Annotated in this window: 18 protein-coding genes; 10 read left to right on the forward strand and 8 right to left on the reverse strand. The window is 60.1% G+C overall.

Annotated features, from left to right (window positions below; all coding sequences use genetic code 11):
• Positions 1-143 precede the first annotated feature (143 nt).
• Positions 144-1,355, forward strand: coding sequence for a GGDEF domain-containing protein (locus ACVI9W_RS02995; protein WP_461529151.1), 1,212 nt, complete (start codon positions 144-146; stop codon positions 1,353-1,355).
• Here the strand turns inward: ACVI9W_RS02995 and ACVI9W_RS03000 are convergent.
• Positions 1,297-2,157 carry a LysR family transcriptional regulator gene (locus tag ACVI9W_RS03000; protein ID WP_461529152.1) on the reverse strand — a complete coding sequence of 287 codons (861 nt, stop codon included), beginning with the start codon at positions 2,155-2,157 and terminating at the stop codon, positions 1,297-1,299. The two genes, ACVI9W_RS02995 and ACVI9W_RS03000, sit on opposite strands and share 59 nt — an antisense overlap.
• A gap of 94 nt (positions 2,158-2,251) precedes the next feature.
• On the opposite strand from ACVI9W_RS03000, the gene ACVI9W_RS03005 reads away from it, so the two are divergent.
• From ACVI9W_RS03005 to ACVI9W_RS03020, 4 genes are all read left to right on the forward strand, one after another.
• On the forward strand, positions 2,252-2,701 hold the full coding sequence (locus ACVI9W_RS03005) for a multidrug/biocide efflux PACE transporter (RefSeq protein WP_461529153.1): 450 nt from the start codon (positions 2,252-2,254) through the stop codon (positions 2,699-2,701).
• A 105-nt stretch (positions 2,702-2,806) separates the two neighbouring features.
• The gene (locus ACVI9W_RS03010) at positions 2,807-4,096 is read left to right on the forward strand and encodes an NAD(P)/FAD-dependent oxidoreductase (protein WP_461529154.1); all 1,290 of its coding nucleotides are present in this window, start codon (positions 2,807-2,809) and stop codon (positions 4,094-4,096) included.
• A 12-nt stretch (positions 4,097-4,108) separates the two neighbouring features.
• The gene (locus ACVI9W_RS03015) at positions 4,109-4,666 is read left to right on the forward strand and encodes a helix-turn-helix domain-containing protein (RefSeq protein ID WP_038612709.1); all 558 of its coding nucleotides are present in this window, start codon (positions 4,109-4,111) and stop codon (positions 4,664-4,666) included.
• Positions 4,667-4,689: 23 nt separating this feature from the next.
• Entirely contained in the window at positions 4,690-6,042 is a 1,353-nt protein-coding gene (locus ACVI9W_RS03020; RefSeq protein ID WP_157193184.1) for a glutamine synthetase family protein, read from the forward strand.
• A gap of 165 nt (positions 6,043-6,207) precedes the next feature.
• Here the strand turns inward: ACVI9W_RS03020 and ACVI9W_RS03025 are convergent, their stop codons facing one another.
• The gene (locus ACVI9W_RS03025; protein WP_461529155.1) at positions 6,208-6,624 is read right to left on the reverse strand and encodes a bleomycin resistance protein; all 417 of its coding nucleotides are present in this window, start codon (positions 6,622-6,624) and stop codon (positions 6,208-6,210) included.
• A 72-nt stretch (positions 6,625-6,696) separates the two neighbouring features.
• Here ACVI9W_RS03025 and yghU point away from each other — a divergent pair, with 72 nt between their 5' ends.
• From yghU to ACVI9W_RS03045, 4 genes are all read left to right on the forward strand, one after another.
• Positions 6,697-7,536 carry a glutathione-dependent disulfide-bond oxidoreductase gene (gene yghU / locus ACVI9W_RS03030; RefSeq protein WP_157193186.1) on the forward strand — a complete coding sequence of 280 codons (840 nt, stop codon included), beginning with the start codon at positions 6,697-6,699 and terminating at the stop codon, positions 7,534-7,536.
• Positions 7,537-7,787: 251 nt separating this feature from the next.
• Positions 7,788-11,204 (forward strand): Ig-like domain-containing protein, encoded by a 3,417-nt coding sequence (locus ACVI9W_RS03035; protein WP_461529156.1) that lies wholly within the window; start codon positions 7,788-7,790, stop codon positions 11,202-11,204.
• Positions 11,205-11,245: 41 nt separating this feature from the next.
• Positions 11,246-12,238: an SCO family protein gene (locus ACVI9W_RS03040; RefSeq protein ID WP_461529157.1), complete on the forward strand. Its 993-nt coding sequence runs from the start codon at positions 11,246-11,248 to the stop codon at positions 12,236-12,238.
• A 15-nt stretch (positions 12,239-12,253) separates the two neighbouring features.
• Entirely contained in the window at positions 12,254-12,727 is a 474-nt protein-coding gene (locus tag ACVI9W_RS03045; protein ID WP_461529158.1) for a copper chaperone PCu(A)C, read from the forward strand.
• An 8-nt stretch (positions 12,728-12,735) separates the two neighbouring features.
• Here the strand turns inward: ACVI9W_RS03045 and ACVI9W_RS03050 are convergent, their stop codons facing one another.
• The 3 genes from ACVI9W_RS03050 to ACVI9W_RS03060 form a co-directional block, all read right to left on the reverse strand.
• Positions 12,736-13,155, reverse strand: a complete 420-nt coding sequence (locus tag ACVI9W_RS03050; RefSeq protein ID WP_461529159.1) for an MAPEG family protein — start codon at positions 13,153-13,155, stop codon at positions 12,736-12,738.
• Positions 13,156-13,172: 17 nt separating this feature from the next.
• Entirely contained in the window at positions 13,173-13,748 is a 576-nt protein-coding gene (locus ACVI9W_RS03055; protein WP_461529160.1) for a hypothetical protein, read from the reverse strand.
• A 105-nt stretch (positions 13,749-13,853) separates the two neighbouring features.
• A complete protein-coding gene (locus tag ACVI9W_RS03060; RefSeq protein WP_461529161.1) occupies positions 13,854-14,135 on the reverse strand; it encodes a hypothetical protein in 282 nt (93 codons plus the stop codon).
• Between the two features lie 120 nt (positions 14,136-14,255).
• On the opposite strand from ACVI9W_RS03060, the gene osmE reads away from it, so the two are divergent.
• Positions 14,256-14,618: an osmotically-inducible lipoprotein OsmE gene (osmE, locus tag ACVI9W_RS03065; RefSeq protein ID WP_461529162.1), complete on the forward strand. Its 363-nt coding sequence runs from the start codon at positions 14,256-14,258 to the stop codon at positions 14,616-14,618.
• A 94-nt stretch (positions 14,619-14,712) separates the two neighbouring features.
• Here osmE and ACVI9W_RS03070 read toward each other — a convergent pair whose 3' ends face one another.
• The 3 genes from ACVI9W_RS03070 to ACVI9W_RS03080 form a co-directional block, all read right to left on the reverse strand.
• Positions 14,713-16,161, reverse strand: coding sequence for a sensor histidine kinase (locus tag ACVI9W_RS03070; protein WP_461529163.1), 1,449 nt, complete (start codon positions 16,159-16,161; stop codon positions 14,713-14,715).
• Positions 16,162-16,314: 153 nt separating this feature from the next.
• Positions 16,315-16,611 carry a hypothetical protein gene (locus ACVI9W_RS03075; protein WP_461529164.1) on the reverse strand — a complete coding sequence of 99 codons (297 nt, stop codon included), beginning with the start codon at positions 16,609-16,611 and terminating at the stop codon, positions 16,315-16,317.
• Positions 16,612-16,695: 84 nt separating this feature from the next.
• On the reverse strand, positions 16,696-16,887 hold the full coding sequence (locus ACVI9W_RS03080) for a hypothetical protein (RefSeq protein WP_461529165.1): 192 nt from the start codon (positions 16,885-16,887) through the stop codon (positions 16,696-16,698).
• Between the last annotated feature and the right edge of the window lie 132 nt (positions 16,888-17,019).

Consider the following 17,019-nt stretch of genomic DNA (forward strand, 5'->3'; position numbering starts at 1 on the left):
GAAGCGACGCGCAGACACAACAATGTGACGCACCCACGCATTTTGTCTGACCCGATGACGGCAGCAGACTGCTGGCAAAGTACCATCTGCTCGGCTAGCATGCCGCGGAAAACCGGCGCAAGGCCGCATGGAGAGCGATACGAGTGCTGCTGAGCATCCCGACCCTATTGATGGTGGCTGTATTCATTTTCGGCCTGATGGGCCTGTTGACCCTGCACGCCTGGAGCCGCGGCGTACGCGAGCAAACCCTCGGCTACCTGGGGAGCATGCTGATACTTGCCGCCCTCGGCGCAACCCTGGTGAGCCTGCGTGGCCAGGCCCCCAACTTCATTTCCCTGATGCTGGGTAATATCGTCCTGTTGCTGGGGGCGGCGCTGAACTGGACCGCCATGCGCGTGTTCGGCGGTCGCCCGGCGCACCTGCCTGGCATTTTCGCCGGCGCGCTGTTCTGGTCGTTATGGGGGCTGATGCCAGGCTTCTACGACGACCTGGGCCTGCGCGTGACCCTGTATTCGCTGCTCAACGCCGTCTATGGCGGCCTGTCCGTGTTCGAGCTGTGGCGCAACCGCAAGCACCTGGAAGTGGCTTACCTGCCTGCGCTGCTACTGACTCTGGCGCACACCGGCTTTTACGCCGTGCGCAGCTTCGCCGACCAAGGCGTATCACTGGAGCATGCGCTTGCCAGCACTGGCCACGGCACGATTTTTTTCGCTTTCCTGCTGTTCGAATCGATGCTCTACGCCATCGGCATCGCCTATGTCACCCTGGCCATGGTGCGCGAGCGCACCGAGCTGAAATTCAAGGCTGCCGCCTATACCGACCCGCTGACCAGCATCGGCAACCGTCGCGCATTCATGTCGCGTGGCGCGCAATTGCTGGCGGACTGTGCCCGCCGCGGCGAGCCGGCGGCCCTGTTGCTGTGCGACCTGGACCACTTCAAACGGCTCAACGATGCCTACGGCCACCAGACCGGCGACCAGGCGCTGATCGCCTTCAGTCAGGTCGCCAGCCAGAGCATTCGCCAGGCAGATGTGTTCGCTCGCATTGGCGGTGAAGAGTTCGCCTGCCTGCTTGGCAACGCTGATGAACACGAGGCACTGCGGATCGCTCAGCGCATCTGCAACAGCTTTCACGCCTTGCCGCTGCTGGACGCCGGAGTACTGAGCGTCAGCATCGGCATCGTTGCTGGCAACGTCGGCGAGCATGAGCTTTCACGCCTGCTGTCGATGGCCGACAGCGCGCTGTATGCGGCCAAGGACCAAGGCCGTAACCGTGTGCAGCTGTACCAGAGTGCTTTCAGTGTTCCCGTGCCAACCAGTCCAGCAACCACAACCCCGCCGGCCCAGGTGGGCTGAGTCGCGACCAGGCAGCATCCACGGCAATCGGACGCGGCCATCCACCCAGCACCAGCTCTACCAACTGGCCGTGGCCATACTGCTGCACCAGACCGTGGGGCAACTCGGCCCAGCCGAAACCTTGCTCGGTCATTTCCAGCAGCAACAGGTAATCCGGCGCCGACCAGACCCGCCCCTGCGGTTTGTTCTCGCTGTCGGCATAGGTATTGAGGTACAGCTGGCGATGGCTGGCCAGGTGCGCCTGGGTCGGTTGCTGCAGTGCTGCCAGCGGATGTCCGCTGGCGACGAAAATGCCCATCTGCGCTTGCCCGGGCAATCTGCGCACGCCGATGTCCGGCGGATAATGCGCTTGCGCCGCCAGCAAGCCCAGGTGTGCGCGACCGCTTTGCAGCAGGCTCAAGACATCCCCCCCTTCAGCGATCATGCATTCAAGTTCGATGTCCTGGTAGCGCTGCTCGAACTGGTGCATCACCTGATTGTCCGGAGTGAGCTGATACATGTCGGAAAGGACGATGGTCAGGCGCGGTTCGACGTTATCGGCCAGGCGGATACTCAGCTCGTCGAGTCGTTCGCTGGCGGCAAGGATTTCCTGGACGTGCCCGAGCACCTTGCGCCCGGCTTCGGTCAGCACCGGGTGACGGGCCTGGCGGTCGAACAAGCTGACGCCCAGGTCGGCCTCAAGGTTGGCGATCGCGGCACTGATGGTCGACTGACTTTTACGCAACTTGCGCGCCGCTGCCGAGAAGGAGCCAAGGGCGACGGCTTCGACAAAGGCGTGTAGAGCTTCGGGGGAATAGCGCATGGGTCTATCGCTTTTATCGATGGAATCCATTTTTAACATAAGCAAAAAAGCGATGACAATCACCTCGTCGAATCCAATCGTTCCAGGTGATGCCATGCATGTTTCCAACAAATCCTTCGTCGAGCGTATCGTCCACGCCGTAGGCTTCGAGGCCATTGCCGTGCTGATCTGCGCCCCGCTCGGCGCCTGGCTGCTCAATCGCTCGATGCTCGAAGTCGGCACCCTGGCCGTGGTGCTGTCGACCGTGGCGATGCTCTGGAACATGCTCTACAACAGCGTGTTCGACCGGCTTTGGCCGGCTGAGCGGGTCAAACGCAGCGTCAAGGTCCGGGCCCTGCATGCCAGCGGCTTCGAGATCGGTTTTGTGGTGATCGGTGTACCTATCGCCGCGCTGATGCTCAACCTGTCGCTGGTGCAGGCATTCATGCTGGAGATCGGTTTCTTCGTCTTCATGCTGCCCTACACCATGGCCTACAACTGGGCCTATGACCTGCTGCGTCAGCGGCTGCTCAACGCCCGTACCAGCCGGCTGCAAGTGCAATAAGCGTTGCCGCGGGCAACGCCTTTAAATCCATGGGGGCTTGGACTCGTGAAATTTATCTGGTAGCTTTTCATGAAAAAATACCAATAAAAATTCACGAGACCCGCCATGTTCAAGCAATCCGCCCAGCATGTCGCCAGCTACTACGCCCGCACCTACCCCGGTGCCATCCCGCTGCGCCCTACCCTGCATGAGCGCCTGGATACCGAGGTGCTGATCATCGGTGCCGGCTTCAGTGGTTTGCACACGGCCCTGCGCCTGGCGCTGGCGGGCAAGCGGGTGACATTGCTGGAGGCCAGCCGCGTGGCCTGGGCGGCGTCGGGGCGCAATGGCGGGCAGGCGCTGCTGGGCTGGTCGTGCGACATGCCGCCGCTGGAAAAAAATCTCGGCATGGAACGCGCGCGCCGTTTGTGGGACAGCATGTGCTGGGCCGCCCACGAGATGCGTGAACTCCCCGAACGCCATGGCTTCGATATCGACTACCGACCCGGCAGCCTGTGGACTGCGGTGCTACCCCGGCGCGTCGGCATGCTGCGCGAAGCCCAACGCGAAGCCAGCGAAAAATGGGGTTACGACGAGCTGCAGCTGATCGAACGTGAAGCCTTGCCGGAATGGATCGACAGCCCACGTTACCAGGCTGCGCTGTACGACCCGCAAGGTGCCCACCTCAACCCGTTGAAACTGGCCCAAGGCCTGGCATCGGCGATTGAAGAGGCCGGTGGACGCCTGTACGAACAGACCCGCGTACTCGATTACCGCGAGACCGCCAATGGCTTCATCGCCCGCACCGAACACGGCGAGGTGCGCAGCGATATTCTGGTCCTGGCCTGCAATGCCTACATCGACAAGCTTGACCGGCAACTGTCGCGGCGCCTGCTGCCGGTGGGCTCCTATCAGGTGGCGACTGTGCCCCTGGACCCCGCCTTCGCACGTTCGCTGCTGCCCCGTAACAGCTGCGTAATCGACAACCAGTTCGTACCGGACTATTTCCGCCTGACCCCTGATCACCGCTTGTTGTTTGGCGGTGGCTGCACCTATCTGGGCGGCATTCCCCAAGACGTTGCCGCCGCCACCCGCCCGGTGCTGGAACGCGCCTTCCCGCAGTTGCGCGGGGTTGCCATCGAGCATGCCTGGGGCGGGCATCTGGACTGCAGCCTGCGGCGTACCCCGGACATTGGCCGAAGCGGCCAACGCTACTGGTTGCAGGGCTTCTCCGGGCATGGCGTACTGCCGACCCTGGCCGGCGCCCGCGCCGTCAGCGATGCCATTCTCGGCGACAACGATTTGCTGGCGTTGTACCAGGCCATCGACAACGGCCGCTTCCCCGGTGGCGATTTGCTCGCCGCCCCACTGGAAGCCGCGGCCAAGGCCTGGTACCGCCTGCGCGACAACCTTTGAGAGGACAGTTCCATGGACATGCAGGATGAAATCGAAGGCCTGGCGATCCTGATCCGTGACCTGCGCAAGCACCGCAACCTGACCCTGGGCGAACTGGCCCAGCGCATTGATCGCTCGGTGGGCTTTCTGTCCCAGGTCGAACGCGGCCTGTCGCGTCCCACTGTGGCCGACCTGACCGCCATCAGCGAAACCCTGGATGTGCCCACCACCTATTTCTACAACCTGAGCAAACCACGCGAAGTGGACTGGGTCACCCGCCCAGGAGAGCGGCGCACGCTCTACTACGCCGGGGGCATCACCGACGTGCTGGTCTCGCCCAAGCTCACCGGCAGTTTCTCCATGCTCGAAAGTCACCTGGCCCCCGGCGCCACCAGCGGCGAAGGCCACTTGAACGACAGTTCCGAGCAAGGCGGTTTTGTCCTCGAAGGGCAATTGAGCCTGTGGCTCGATGACAGTGAAGAACCGGTGACCCTGGGTCCCAACGACAGCTTCCAGCTCCCGCCACACAGCCAGTTTCGTTACGCCAACCTCACCGAGCAACCGACACGGGTGCTCTGGGTATTCCGTTGAACCACGCTGCAGGATCGCAATCGATGACAACAACAAAAAGCTTTCCCGATCTGCTCACTGAAGTCCGTGACTTTCGCGCTCGATTCCCCGAGGTGCGCTATGTCGACCTGATCAGCCTGGACATTCCCGGGCACTTCTATGGCAAGCGCTACCCGATCGACATGCTCGAGAAGGTCGCCGCTGGCAGCCCCTTGAAGCTGCCGCAGAACTGCGTACTGCTGGGCGTCCAGGGCGGTCTGTTTCCGATCGGCGACTACTGCTTCCACGATGGCGACCCGGATGCGCCACGGCGCCTGATCCCTGGCACCCTCAAACCGGTGCGCTGGGAGAACCAGCCGCTGGGGCAGATGCTGATCAGCTCCGACGGCACGCACGCGCCCATCGAGTTCGAACCGCGGGAAGTCCTTGCCCAGGTCCTGCAGCGCCTGCAGCGTCGCGGCATTCGCCCGGTAGTCGCGTTCGAGCTGGAGTTCTACCTGTTCGACCGCAGCCTCAAGGAAGGCCTGCCACAGTTTCCCCGCGACCCGTTCAGCGATGACCCCGACGACCAGCCGAACATGCACATCGAGCGCCTGTCGCGTTACTCCGACGTACTGCGCGAGATGGTCGAGGCTGCCAATGAGCAAGGCGTGGACGCCAACGTCATCACCGCCGAACTTGGCCCTGGTCAGTTCGAGATCAACTTCGGCCATTGCGACGACGGCCTGCGCGCTGCCGACTGGGCCGCACTGTTCTGCCGCAGCACCCGTGGCGTGGCACTCAAGCACGGCATGCGCGCCAGCTTCATGAGCAAGCCTTACCTGGAGGCACCGGGCAGCGGCATGCATGTGCATGTCAGCCTGTATGACCAGGACGGCAACAACCTGCTCGCCGCCGATGAGCAGCGCCCGTTGCGCCATGCCGTGGCCGGCTGCCTGGAACTGCTGCCCAGCTGCATGCCAATCTTCGCCGCCAACCACAATGCCATGCGCCGCTACGGCGCCATGGTCAATGCGGCCAGCCGCGCCAGCTGGGGCTTTGAGGACCGTGACGCGTGCATTCGCATCCCCGAGTCCGACCCGCGCAACCTGCGCATCGAACATCGCCTGGCAGGTGCCGATGCCAACCCGTACCTGGTTCTGGCCGCAATCCTCAGCGGTATGGAACATGGCCTGGATGCCGCCCGGGAGCCCATCGCGCCGCTCAACGAAGATCGCAGCAGTGGCATCGAATTCCCCAAGGACATGCTCAGTGCCGTCAGTGCCATGCGCCAGCACCCGGTGGTCAACCAGAGCCTGGGCAGTGAGTTCGTGATGGTCTACTGCGAGAACAAGCGTCAGGACCATCTGGCGTTCATGCAGGACATCAGCGCACGGGAGTATCGCTGGTTCCTTTGATGCAGTCTTGAATGGGCAGCGCCCTGTGGGAGCGGGCCTTGCCCCGCGATCTGCCGCGAAGCGGCAGCAAATCCAGCCGATGCGGTGTGGCAGTTGCACCGCGTGCTGAGGTTTTACGGCTGCTTTGCAGCCGATCGCGGGGCAAGGCCCGCTCCCACAGTCCCCCTATCGCCACCCCAGGTCTTCAGCAAACCGCAGTAGATACCCATCCGGATCAAGCACCAGAAAATTCCGCTGCCCCCGATGCTGATCGTTACTACGGTACCAACGCTCCTCAACCGCCTGCCGGAGGGTGTAACCTGCCTGCTCCAGAGCGCCTGCCAACGCCAAGGCATCGGGGCATTCGATGGACAGGTTCATCCCGCGGCCAAACGGCGGCTCCAATGGCCCAACACGCCAGGGCGAGTCTGTGTACCAGTCTTGCTCGAGCATGATCTGGCTGTTGCCGAAGGACAGAAAGGCAAACTTGTCCTCCGCGCGGTCGTACTCAACCTTGAAGCCCAATACGTCGCAGTAAAAGCGTAGGCTTTGCCTGAGGTCGGAAACGATCAGTTCCGGGACCAGGGCGTTCATCTTGAACATGTACTGCTTCCTTTCAGTTATTTGCGAGCCAATCTATCTACAAATCGTTGAGCAAACCAGGAAATTGACCCAATGAGCAAAGCACCCTATACCCCGCCCAAGGTCTGGACGCATGACGCACCGTCGGGTGGCGAATTCGCCAACATCAATCGGCCAGTCGCCGGGCCGACCCATGACAAAGTACTGCCGGTCGGCAAGCATCCCTTGCAGCTTTATTCATTGGCCACCCCCAATGGCGTGAAGGTCACCATCCTGCTCGAAGAACTGCTGGCGCTCGGCGTTACCGCTGCCGAGTACGACGCCTGGCTGATCCGCATTGGCGAAGGCGATCAGTTCTCCAGCGGCTTTGTCGAGATCAACCCCAACTCGAAGATTCCAGCCTTGCTGGACCGTAGCGTGGAGCCGGCCATTCGCGTGTTCGAGTCCGGTTCGATCCTGCTGTACCTGGCAGAAAAATTCGGCCATTTCCTGCCCTCCGACCCCGCCGGGCGGACGGAAACCTTGAACTGGCTGTTCTGGCAAATGGGCTCGGCACCTTACCTTGGCGGCGGCTTCGGACATTTCTATGCATACGCGCCAGAGAAGTTCGAGTACCCGATCAACCGCTTCACCATGGAAGCGAAACGCCAACTCGATGTGCTTGATCGCCGCCTCAGCGAAAACCGCTATCTGGCGGGTGACAGCTACACCATTGCCGATATCGCCGTCTGGCCGTGGTACGGCCAGCTGGTGCGGGGCAACCTGTATTCGGCGGGTGAATTCCTCAATGTGCAGCAATACACCCACGTGCAACGCTGGGCAGAAGAGATCGCCAAACGCCCTGCGGTACTGCGTGGGCAACGGGTAAACCGGACCTGGGGGGATGAGGAAACCCAGGTGCCGGAGCGGCATCAGGCAGCAGATCTGGACTGATTCTCGATCAGCCGGGGGGAGATGTTCACCCATAACCAGAAATGGGGAACTCCCCCCACCCACCTACAAAACCGGCTTATCGCTCTTCACAGGGCCTGTATACAAGCCATTGAAAAAAATCAGTTTTTTCTTCGATAACCCTCGACCCTCCAAGTTGGTGCGCTTTTTGCCCCTGCCATTACAAAGTGGCAGTTTGACACTCATATGGCATCGCAGCAGCACCCAACCGGGTACGGAACGAGGTTACCGCTATGTACAACAACCCTATGCAGCGCCGATCGACCCTTGATCTTTTCCGCTACTCAGGCGTTGCATCTGCGCTGTTGATCGCACTCGGAATTTCCTCTGCCAGTGCCGTGCCGATGGACGACACCAGCCCACCGTCACCGACCGACCCCTCGGCCTACACGCCCCACCCCACCGACCCTGTGGCCGTGCAGCAAGCGCTGGAGGCGTTGAAGTCGTTGCCCGAGGGCAACCACGGTGCGCTTGCGTTGCCCAACGGCGCGTACGGCGACCGAACCACGCCACGGACTGAAAATGCTCTGCCGCCGGCCAAACAGACATCCTTCAATTACCCCACCAATGGCCTGGCCAGCCCGCTGTTCGGGGCGCAACCCTTTACCCAGCAGATGCTGCTGTATGAGGAATTCGGCCCGGAGAAACTCGACCCGACCGTCGAAGCCGGCACCCTTCCCTTCCCCATCCCCACAACCGGGCCAGCCCCGGAGCAAGACCCCAACAGTGTCGCCCGCAGCGGTCCCACCGGCGCGGCACTAGAAACCTTTCTTCGCCAACCAGGGCTATTGCCGTTCCCGACGCAATACGCCAACGTCCTCGACCGCAATCCCTGGAAGGCGCAGATCGAAGCCTTCCTCAACCGCCACCCAGTCGGCTCGCCAGCCGAGGGCCGGCCACCAGGAAAAGGCTGGTCGCATCAACGCTGGAACGAGTTCTACCCGCAGGCGGCGATCAAGACCGCGCAAGCCGGCGCGCGAGTCAACCAGGGCTTGCGCGACAACCGGCAAATGCACGGCTACGCCAAAGGCGAGTTCGGCCCCGGTGGCCTTTATCACAACACCGCCGGTGTACCTGCTACCGAGGGGACGGCCAAAGGCATCGGTATCCGCTTTCACCCGAACATGCCGATCCAGAACCACAACTCGCTGTGGACCTTCGACGGCACACTGCCGCCCAAGCTGCTGATGGCCCGCTACGGCCAACCGATACTGATGCGTCACTACAACGCCTTGCCGATCGACCCGGCAGCCAATGGCGGCTTCGGCCTGCATACCCTCAGCACCCATGAACACAACGGCCATAACCCGGCCGAAAGCGACGGTTATACCAACGCGTTCTTCTTCCCCGGTCAGTACTACGACTACCGCTGGCCGGTGCAGCTGGCCGGCTACGACTCCATCAACACCACCGCGCAAGACCCCAGGGCCGCGTTCCCCTGCGCCGAGGGGGAAACACTCTGGGTCAACGATAGCCAGCCCGGGCTCAAGACCTGTCAGAACGGCAGCATCAAGGTCCGCGGTGACTGGCGCGAAACCATGAGCACCCATTGGTTCCACGATCACATGCTCGATTTCACCGCCCACAACGTCTACAAGGGCAACGCGGCGATGATGAACTACTACAGCGCCCTGGACCGCGGCAACGAGGCACTGGAAGACGGCGTCAACCTGCGCCTGCCCAGCGGTTCGGCATTGCCTTGGGGCAACCGTGACTATGACGTCAACCTGACCTTTGCCGACAAGGCCTGGGACCAGAGCGGCCAACTGTGGTTCAACCCGTTCAACATTGACGGCTTCATCGGCGACCAGATGATGGTCAACTGGCTGTACAAACCCTACTTTGACGTGCGCGCGCGCAGCTATCGCCTGCGCATCCTCAACGGCTCGGTATCGCGCTACATGAAGATCGCCGTGGTCCGCGAAGTGCGCGGCAACGGCGGTGAATTTCGTGGCCCGCAAGGCTCCGGGGTGTCCTACAACCGGGTGCCGTTCCATATGATCGCCAACGACGGCAACATCATGGAGCACGCCATACCGTTCGACGGCAGCATGGACCTCAACGGTAACGGCGACCTCAAGGACGACAACGGCATCATGCCGACCATGTCCATCGCCGAGCGCTACGACATCATCATCAACTTCGCTAAACACGGGATTCAGCCCGGCGACAAGATCTTCTTCGTCAACCTCATGGAGCACGACACCGGCAAAGGCCCGAGCGAGGATGCGGTGTCGCTGGCCGATGTCCTGTCCGAGAAATACAAAGCGGTCATCGACCAGACCAGCAAAGGCCCGAGGTGGCGCGACGGCGACCCGGTGGTCGGCAAGTTCCTCCAGTTCAACGTCAAGCCTTACAGCGGCAACGACCTGAGCATGGACCCTGTGGCCTACGAACCGGCCAAACCGGGTAAAGCCGCTGGCAAGAAAATGATCCCGCTGACCATCGACCGTAACGACCCGACCATGCAGGCCAAGCTCAAGCAGGCGCGCCACCGCAGCTTTGAATTCGGGCGTTCCGACGGCACCGACACCCAACCCTGGACGATCAAGACCGACGGCGGTTTTGGCTATTCCATGGACCCGCGGCGCATCACTGCCGCCCCGCAGCTGGCCTCAGGCCCCACCGACGCCGGCTACTCAGGCGACGGCACCCTGGAAGTGTGGAAGATCAAAAATGGCGGCAATGGCTGGAGTCACCCGGTGCATGTGCACTTCGAGGAAGGGGTCATTCTCAACCGCGACGGCAAGGCGCCACCGGAGTGGGAAAAATGGGCCCGCAAAGACGTCTATCGTGTAGGACCGGAAGTCGACAGCTCCGAGGAAGTCGAGATGGCGATCCGCTTCCGCGAGTTCGCCGGCACCTTCATGGAGCATTGCCATAACACTCAGCACGAAGACAACTCCATGCTGCTGCGCTTTGACCTTGAGCACCCGGGTCAGATCGAGCTGATGCCTTCGCCCATGCCGACTTGGGACGGTGTGGAATTCATCAGTTCCGCCGCCCTGCCTGGCTTCCGTGATGAGGACGACAAAGGACCGGGTGAAGGTGAAGACGACAATCAACTGCCCGTGGCCAGGGATGACAGCGGCGCCACCAAAGCCGGCGTGCCGATCACCCTCAATGTGCTAGCCAACGACAGTGACCCCGATGGTGACGTACCGCTAACCGTCGTCAGCCTGGGGCAACCGGACTCTGGTCAGGGCAGTGTCAGCACCAACGGCACCCAGGTGACCTTTACCCCACCCGCGACGGTAAACGAAGCCTACAGCGCAGTCTTCGAATACAAGGTCAAGGATGCGCGGGACGGTGTGTCAAAACTGGCGGCCAACGTGAGCGTTGCGGTCACTCCGGCGGCGGTAGAGGTTGATCAGAACCTCAAGGTAACCAGCGCCAGCGTCACCGTTCGCAGCAACAGCCGGTACGCCTGGGAGCTGGTCGGAACCAGCGCAATGAAGATTGGCGAAACCCTCGCGGTGACTGCATCGACCAACAACGGACCCTTGAGCCTGGGGACTGCGACGGTGATGTCCGGCGGCAATTGGCGGCTGTCTGCCAGCACCACTGGCAGCGGGCCTTCGCCAAGCCCGACGGTAACGATCAAGCCGCTTAACGGCAAAGCCATCACCGTTCCACTCACGGTGCGTTGATAACCGTCGCTGATCCTTCACACCTTCAGGAGGTAACAGGCATGGGCTGGAAAACTTCGAAAATACTCAGCCGCTTGCTGCTCCTTACGCTGTGCAGCGCGCAATGGTCATTCGCGGCCGTCAGTGAAAGTGCCCCGGCCCAGCAATGGGGCCGGGACTACTTTCCCAACACCCCGCTGATTAACCAGGACGGTCAGCCAGTACGGTTTTTTGATGACCTGATCAAAGACAAGGTGGTAGCCATCAACTTCATCTTCACCACCTGTACCGACTCGTGCCCGTTGGAAACCGCGCGCCTGCGACAAGTGCAGAAACTGCTCGGCGAACGCGTGGGTCGCGATGTGTTCTTCTACTCGATCAGTATCGATCCAGAAACCGATACCCCGGAAGTGCTCAAACACTATGCCGAGAAATTCAAGATTGGCCCCGGCTGGCAGTTTCTGACCGGTAACAAAGACGACATCACGCTGTTGCGGCAAAAGCTCGGCCTGTTCATCAAGGGTGTCGATGACGGACAAACCAAAGACCATAACCTCAGCCTGATTATTGGTAATCAAAGCACCGGGCGATGGATGAAGGCTTCTCCGATGGAAAACCCCTATGTGCTGGCCGACCGCCTGGGCAAAAGCCTGCACAACTGGAAGCTGGCCAGTGCCAACACCAACGACTATGCCGAAGCCCCCAGCGTGCGCCAGCCCAGCGTCGGCGAACAGATCTATCGGACGCGCTGCTCTTCCTGTCACACGCTCGGCGATACCGAGCACGCCGGGATGCGCAGCATCGGCCCGGATTTGCTCGGCGTCACCCGCCAGCGCGACCCGGCCTGGCTTACCCGCTGGATCAAAGAACCAGATGTGATGCTGGCAGAGAAGGATCCGCTGGCCATGTTGTTGTATGAGCAATACAACCGCCTGGCGATGCCCAACCTGCGTTTGGGCGATGTCGAGATCTCTGCCTTGCTGACATACCTGGAAGAAGAGACCGAACGCCTGCAGCCGCAGGCGCCTGTCAGTACTTCGCAAGCAAGTAACTAACAAAGGAGTTCAGCCATGATTAACCGTCTATTGCTGCTTTGCACACTGCTCGCCAGTAGCACCCTGTGTTTCGCGCATGACTACCAGGTCGGCGAGTTGCAGATCTCTCAACCGTGGTCACGTGAGCTGCCCGTCGACCTTCCTGGCGGCTCGGCTTATTTCACCGTGCACAATCAAGGGAGCGAAACGGATCGCCTGATCGCTGTCAGCAGCCCGCGTGCGCAAACATCCAGACTGCATACCCAATCCGCCAATGACGGCATGATGAACATGCAGCATGTTGCCGGTATGGACATTCCTGCGCATACCGAGGTGACCTTCCAACCCGGTGCCAACCATGTGATGTTGTCGGGAATGGAACAACCACTGAAAGCTGGTGAGCAGTTCCCGCTGACGCTGGAATTCGAAAAGGCAGGCACGATTGAAGTGCTGGTCAAGGTTCTGCCGGCCGAAGCACAGGCCAGCCAAGACACCGCCCACGTTCACTGATTGCCTGGTTAGCCGCTGGCCAGGGCCAAGAACCGGACGACCCAATAAACGGCAATCGCCAGCTGTACAGCGAACGCGGCAAACCGGCAGAAGACCGCCGCAACACTTTGCGAAGCCAGATGAATGCAGGACTGAATCAGTCGTGCGACAAGAAACGTGTAGGCCAGTGGATCGGTGATCGCTGTTTGTCCGGTGAGCAAGGCCAGTATCAGCAGGCCAGCAAAAATCGGCAGCCCTTCCACACAGTTCGCGTGCGCCCGCGCCAGGCGCTGCATGAAGGGAGAAAGCGTGGCGTTGTCCGGGGTAAATTGATTGGCCGGCACACCTTTGAACAGCACAAGATAACCTCGCAGCAGCTCCATCAGAACGAGTAGCGCCAACGCCCACGCAATGAATCCGGCCAACACGATCGCACTTGGACTTGTCATCGGACTTCCCTCAATGATCACTGACGATCCCGCCAGCGATCCGAATCGTAGACATACGAGTCGCCAAGGATACTGTCGTAGCGAATCAGCAGGCGTAATCGCCCCTTGGCAATAGCCATGACCGCCGCTGGCTCATGGTCTTCCAGCATCACTGTCGTGGTGTTGAATTTTTTACCCGGCGCAATGCATTCGCCGACGATGAACAATTCGGCGTGTTGTTCATAGGGAATATCCCCGAGCAACATGCTACTGGCCGCCTCAAGCAGATCCGGCCCCTCCCCCTGCAGTTGCGTGCCGTCGACCCAGAGGCACACTTCACGAATGATGGCCGGCCCCAGCCCATTGTTTTCCAGGGTGAAACAGTAGGACCTGGTCTTGAAGTCGGTGCTGCTCCAGGCAGACAGGTGTGGTGTTGCCATCCGTCGATTGTGCCGCTCATGCATCTTTCTTTGCCTGGCACTGAAGCGCACGGCGATACAGGCGACGAACACCGAAGCAAACGCCGCCAAGGCCGTCAACAGCGTTGACACCTCGGACAACCAGCCTTCCTGGGCCGTTACGACGTACACCACATAATCCTGTATAGGTTCCATGTGGCCCATCCCGGCGCTGTCGTAACCTCAGACTCGCGCGCTTACCGTTGCCTGAACAAGCATAGCAAGACGTCGGTAGCGCATCGGCCAGTGCTGGGCGCTGGCCTATTTAAGCTTGCGGCGAATACCCTGAATGCCAATCAACGGGATCACGGCAGCGCCAATCACCAGCCACCAATCGGCATTGTCTCGAGTGAATGTTTCAACGGCAGCCAAGTACAGGCCAACTGCTGTAGTACAGCTGCATGCGACAATCAGTACCAGCCATTTAACGCCGGTCATCGGCCCGAACAATGCGTTTCGATGAGCAAAGCACAGCAACCAGAAGTACATCCAGATCACTGCACCGCTCATGTAAAAACCCAGGACCAACAGGTCCCCCAACATCCCTGCTCCGTGCATTTGAATCTCTCGCCCGCAAATTTGGCGCGCCTTGCGGCACTCGTCTTTACTTTAACTGATGTGCCCAGGCGTTTCTTTACGATGCTCACTTCCGGGAGCACTGCCATGAACAAAGCTATCTTCGCGCTGGTCGCCATGCTATCGGCAGCAAGTGGCTGCGCTACTGACGCCTATGTCTATCGTGACCAGCCACTGGTTGCAAAGGTCGAGACAGGCATGGACAAAGAACAGGTGCAGAACATTGGCGGCAAGCCAGTATCAGAAACCCAGCGTACCGTGGTACCCGGTACCTGTTTCGACTATATGCTCATCCAAGCCGGCAAAAAGCAGCCTTACCATGTCAGCTTCGATGGCGCGGGAAAAGTGGACCACACCAGCTTCATGACCTGCGCAGAATGGAGCCGCGCCCAGCAGAAGTCCAGGGAAGCGCCCAGCAACATGGGGGGCTACGGAGGATCGGGTTATTAGCGCTGCGGTGCCAACCCCAGGCTTCAACTACAAGCGAACCCGCCAAGTGCGGGCTCGCATTGACCTACCGAAACCAAGATTTAACCGCAATATCTCAGCCCGCAACCTTGAAGCACAGACAAACACTGGTTCCCGCCTGCTCCTGGCTACTGAGACTGACTTCCCCGCCAAAGCGCTCCATGATCTGCCTGACCATGATCAAACCGATTCCCAGCCCGCCCAGTTTGGTTGTGTAGAACGACTTGAAGGCCATCATTTCCTGCTGGCGGGTCATGCCTTTACCGCTGTCGTTGAGCGAAAGATAGAGCTTTTGCCCGTCTGCAGACAGACTAATGCTGATCGCCAGCCGGCCGCCATCGGGCATTGCTTCAATGGCATTGGCAATCACGCTGTTGAGCACCTGTGCAAGCAACAGGTGGTGACTCACCACCAGCGGCGTGGGCCCGGAAACAAACGCTACCTGGACTTTCGAGTAGGCTATCTGCTGCTCGAAGGCACTCAATACCGAATGAACCGCGCCGACCAGATCAACCTGCTCCGACTCGCCGCGCAACGGCCGCAAACACAACAGCAAATCCCTTACCCAGATCGACATGCGGTCAACCTGACTGACGATATCGGCAATATTTTTCCCCGCCGGTTGTCCCTCGATACTTTGCGCAAGCTCGGCGCTGGTGCGGATGCTTGCCAACGGGTTACGCATGCTATGCGCGACTGCGGTCGACATTTCCACCAGGCCGCCGTAGGTCTTGTTGGCTACCAGTTGATTCTGCTGGGAGGCCAGTAACTTCGATGCGCGCCAGACGATCCAGAACAGTCCGAAGTAAATGCCCAGCCCGCCCAGCGCCGTGGCCATCCAGATCAAGCGAAAGCCCCGGTTGACCCGCTCGATCAAGTCCACCGGTTCTTTATAAATTTCCACCATCGCCAGAACATTGCCTTGTTCGTCAATCAGCGGAATGTAGTTCTCGATAAAGAACTCCTGTGGAGGGTGGATAAACTGCTGCTCTATCCGTCCATCCTCAACTTCGTTATACCTCGCCGAAACGCGCCCCCTGGAGGTAAAAGCGGCCTCCAGTGCGGCATCCCCCACGATCTTTCGTCCCAGCAATATCGGATTGGTTGACCAGACAACAACCCTGTCGGGCGAATAGATGGTTGCCAACAGAATGTCCGGAAGGTGGGCGAGATGGTCGAGAAACTCGGAACGTGCACGGCCCCGGTTAAGCGCCGTTTCCTCGTTCAACATGCCATACACCGATGGCGCCAGCACCGCCCCCATCTGCATGCCCGAGAGGTCGTGATGGCGGATTTCGCCGACGGCCACCGCCTGAATGAACTGAGCCGACAACAGCGCATCGCGTTCGAGGCTTTCGTTCATCAGAAAGCGCGTCGACAGCGAGCCCAGGCCAATGGCAACGGCGCCAATGATGAGAAAGCTGACGACCGAGAACCAACGCAACAGATCGAACTGCTCAGCGGAATCGCTTGATGTAACGCTTCGAACAGGAAAGTATCTGGACCAGAATGACGCTGCATTCATAAAAGAGACTCGCCAAGTGTAAACAGCAACGATTACAACGTCCTTGATAGTCGGCGGTCCAGACAGACACCAACGCTATCTACACTTTAGCCGTACATTTCAGTGGCATCGACCAGTCCAGTGGAATGAATGGCTCTCTCCAGTACACCCATCTCAGTCTTCCTCTGTAAGCTCACAGATCCCATTTGCCCCCCCCTTACCGGTGTACGAGACATCTGCAGAGCCATCGGGCTTGATCGTGAGCGAAATGGTTACGCCGTTGCCTTTCGCTTCGAAGTAGTTGTCGTTGAACTTCTTCAACTTCGCCTCCTTGCCGTTGATGTAGACCGGACCACCTTCATCGGCGTGCACCTCAATGCTGCCTGGGCAGGTTGCATTCACCAGCGGAATTCCCGCATTGGCGAAACCAGTGGCAGAAACCAGCAAAACGCCCAACAGTAGCCGCTTCATCCAATCACCTCCTGATTCGGCCAAGTGCCGAAACATCAGCATAGTCCCTTGGTGTGAAAGCCCAGCACGAAGGCTGGGCTGAGGTTATTTTCTGTTTTCCATCATCTTGTTGGCGAGCGCTTTGGCCCGTTCAATCAGCAGATTCTGCCTGTCTTCGTGAGTGGCCCCTCCTACAACCGGTGCAGTCAGATTGCTTTCCGCAATTAACGCAGCGCAGAAGTACTGATCCCAAACGGTTCGCGCCGGCGACGGTTGATTCAGCTGGTCGGTATCCATGTGCGGCTCCTTCTGATGAGGTAGCACTGCTATTTTACGCCTGGATTGCGAGCAACCCGCGTTGCTGGGGATAGTCGGCGAACTGTGCGGGGTTCGGGAATTGAGGGCGTCAGATGTAAAAAGCCCAGCGCG

This window comes from Pseudomonas sp. 210_17 TE3656 (assembly GCF_054821965.1).

What these genes read in the sequence shown, in the direction of transcription:
- ACVI9W_RS03000 (WP_461529152.1), bottom strand. Translation starts at nt 2,157, where the DNA reads ATGCGCTATTCCCCCGAAGCTCTACACGCCTTTGTCGAAGCCGTCGCC.
- ACVI9W_RS03005 (WP_461529153.1), top strand. Translation starts at nt 2,252, where the DNA reads ATGCATGTTTCCAACAAATCCTTCGTCGAGCGTATCGTCCACGCCGTA.
- ACVI9W_RS03010 (WP_461529154.1), top strand. Translation starts at nt 2,807, where the DNA reads ATGTTCAAGCAATCCGCCCAGCATGTCGCCAGCTACTACGCCCGCACC.
- ACVI9W_RS03015 (WP_038612709.1), top strand. Translation starts at nt 4,109, where the DNA reads ATGGACATGCAGGATGAAATCGAAGGCCTGGCGATCCTGATCCGTGAC.
- ACVI9W_RS03020 (WP_157193184.1), top strand. Translation starts at nt 4,690, where the DNA reads ATGACAACAACAAAAAGCTTTCCCGATCTGCTCACTGAAGTCCGTGAC.
- ACVI9W_RS03025 (WP_461529155.1), bottom strand. Translation starts at nt 6,624, where the DNA reads ATGTTCAAGATGAACGCCCTGGTCCCGGAACTGATCGTTTCCGACCTC.
- yghU (WP_157193186.1), top strand. Translation starts at nt 6,697, where the DNA reads ATGAGCAAAGCACCCTATACCCCGCCCAAGGTCTGGACGCATGACGCA.
- ACVI9W_RS03035 (WP_461529156.1), top strand. Translation starts at nt 7,788, where the DNA reads ATGTACAACAACCCTATGCAGCGCCGATCGACCCTTGATCTTTTCCGC.
- ACVI9W_RS03040 (WP_461529157.1), top strand. Translation starts at nt 11,246, where the DNA reads ATGGGCTGGAAAACTTCGAAAATACTCAGCCGCTTGCTGCTCCTTACG.
- ACVI9W_RS03045 (WP_461529158.1), top strand. Translation starts at nt 12,254, where the DNA reads ATGATTAACCGTCTATTGCTGCTTTGCACACTGCTCGCCAGTAGCACC.
- ACVI9W_RS03050 (WP_461529159.1), bottom strand. Translation starts at nt 13,155, where the DNA reads ATGACAAGTCCAAGTGCGATCGTGTTGGCCGGATTCATTGCGTGGGCG.
- ACVI9W_RS03055 (WP_461529160.1), bottom strand. Translation starts at nt 13,748, where the DNA reads ATGGAACCTATACAGGATTATGTGGTGTACGTCGTAACGGCCCAGGAA.
- ACVI9W_RS03060 (WP_461529161.1), bottom strand. Translation starts at nt 14,135, where the DNA reads ATGTTGGGGGACCTGTTGGTCCTGGGTTTTTACATGAGCGGTGCAGTG.
- osmE (WP_461529162.1), top strand. Translation starts at nt 14,256, where the DNA reads ATGAACAAAGCTATCTTCGCGCTGGTCGCCATGCTATCGGCAGCAAGT.
- ACVI9W_RS03070 (WP_461529163.1), bottom strand. Translation starts at nt 16,161, where the DNA reads ATGAATGCAGCGTCATTCTGGTCCAGATACTTTCCTGTTCGAAGCGTT.
- ACVI9W_RS03075 (WP_461529164.1), bottom strand. Translation starts at nt 16,611, where the DNA reads ATGAAGCGGCTACTGTTGGGCGTTTTGCTGGTTTCTGCCACTGGTTTC.
- ACVI9W_RS03080 (WP_461529165.1), bottom strand. Translation starts at nt 16,887, where the DNA reads ATGGATACCGACCAGCTGAATCAACCGTCGCCGGCGCGAACCGTTTGG.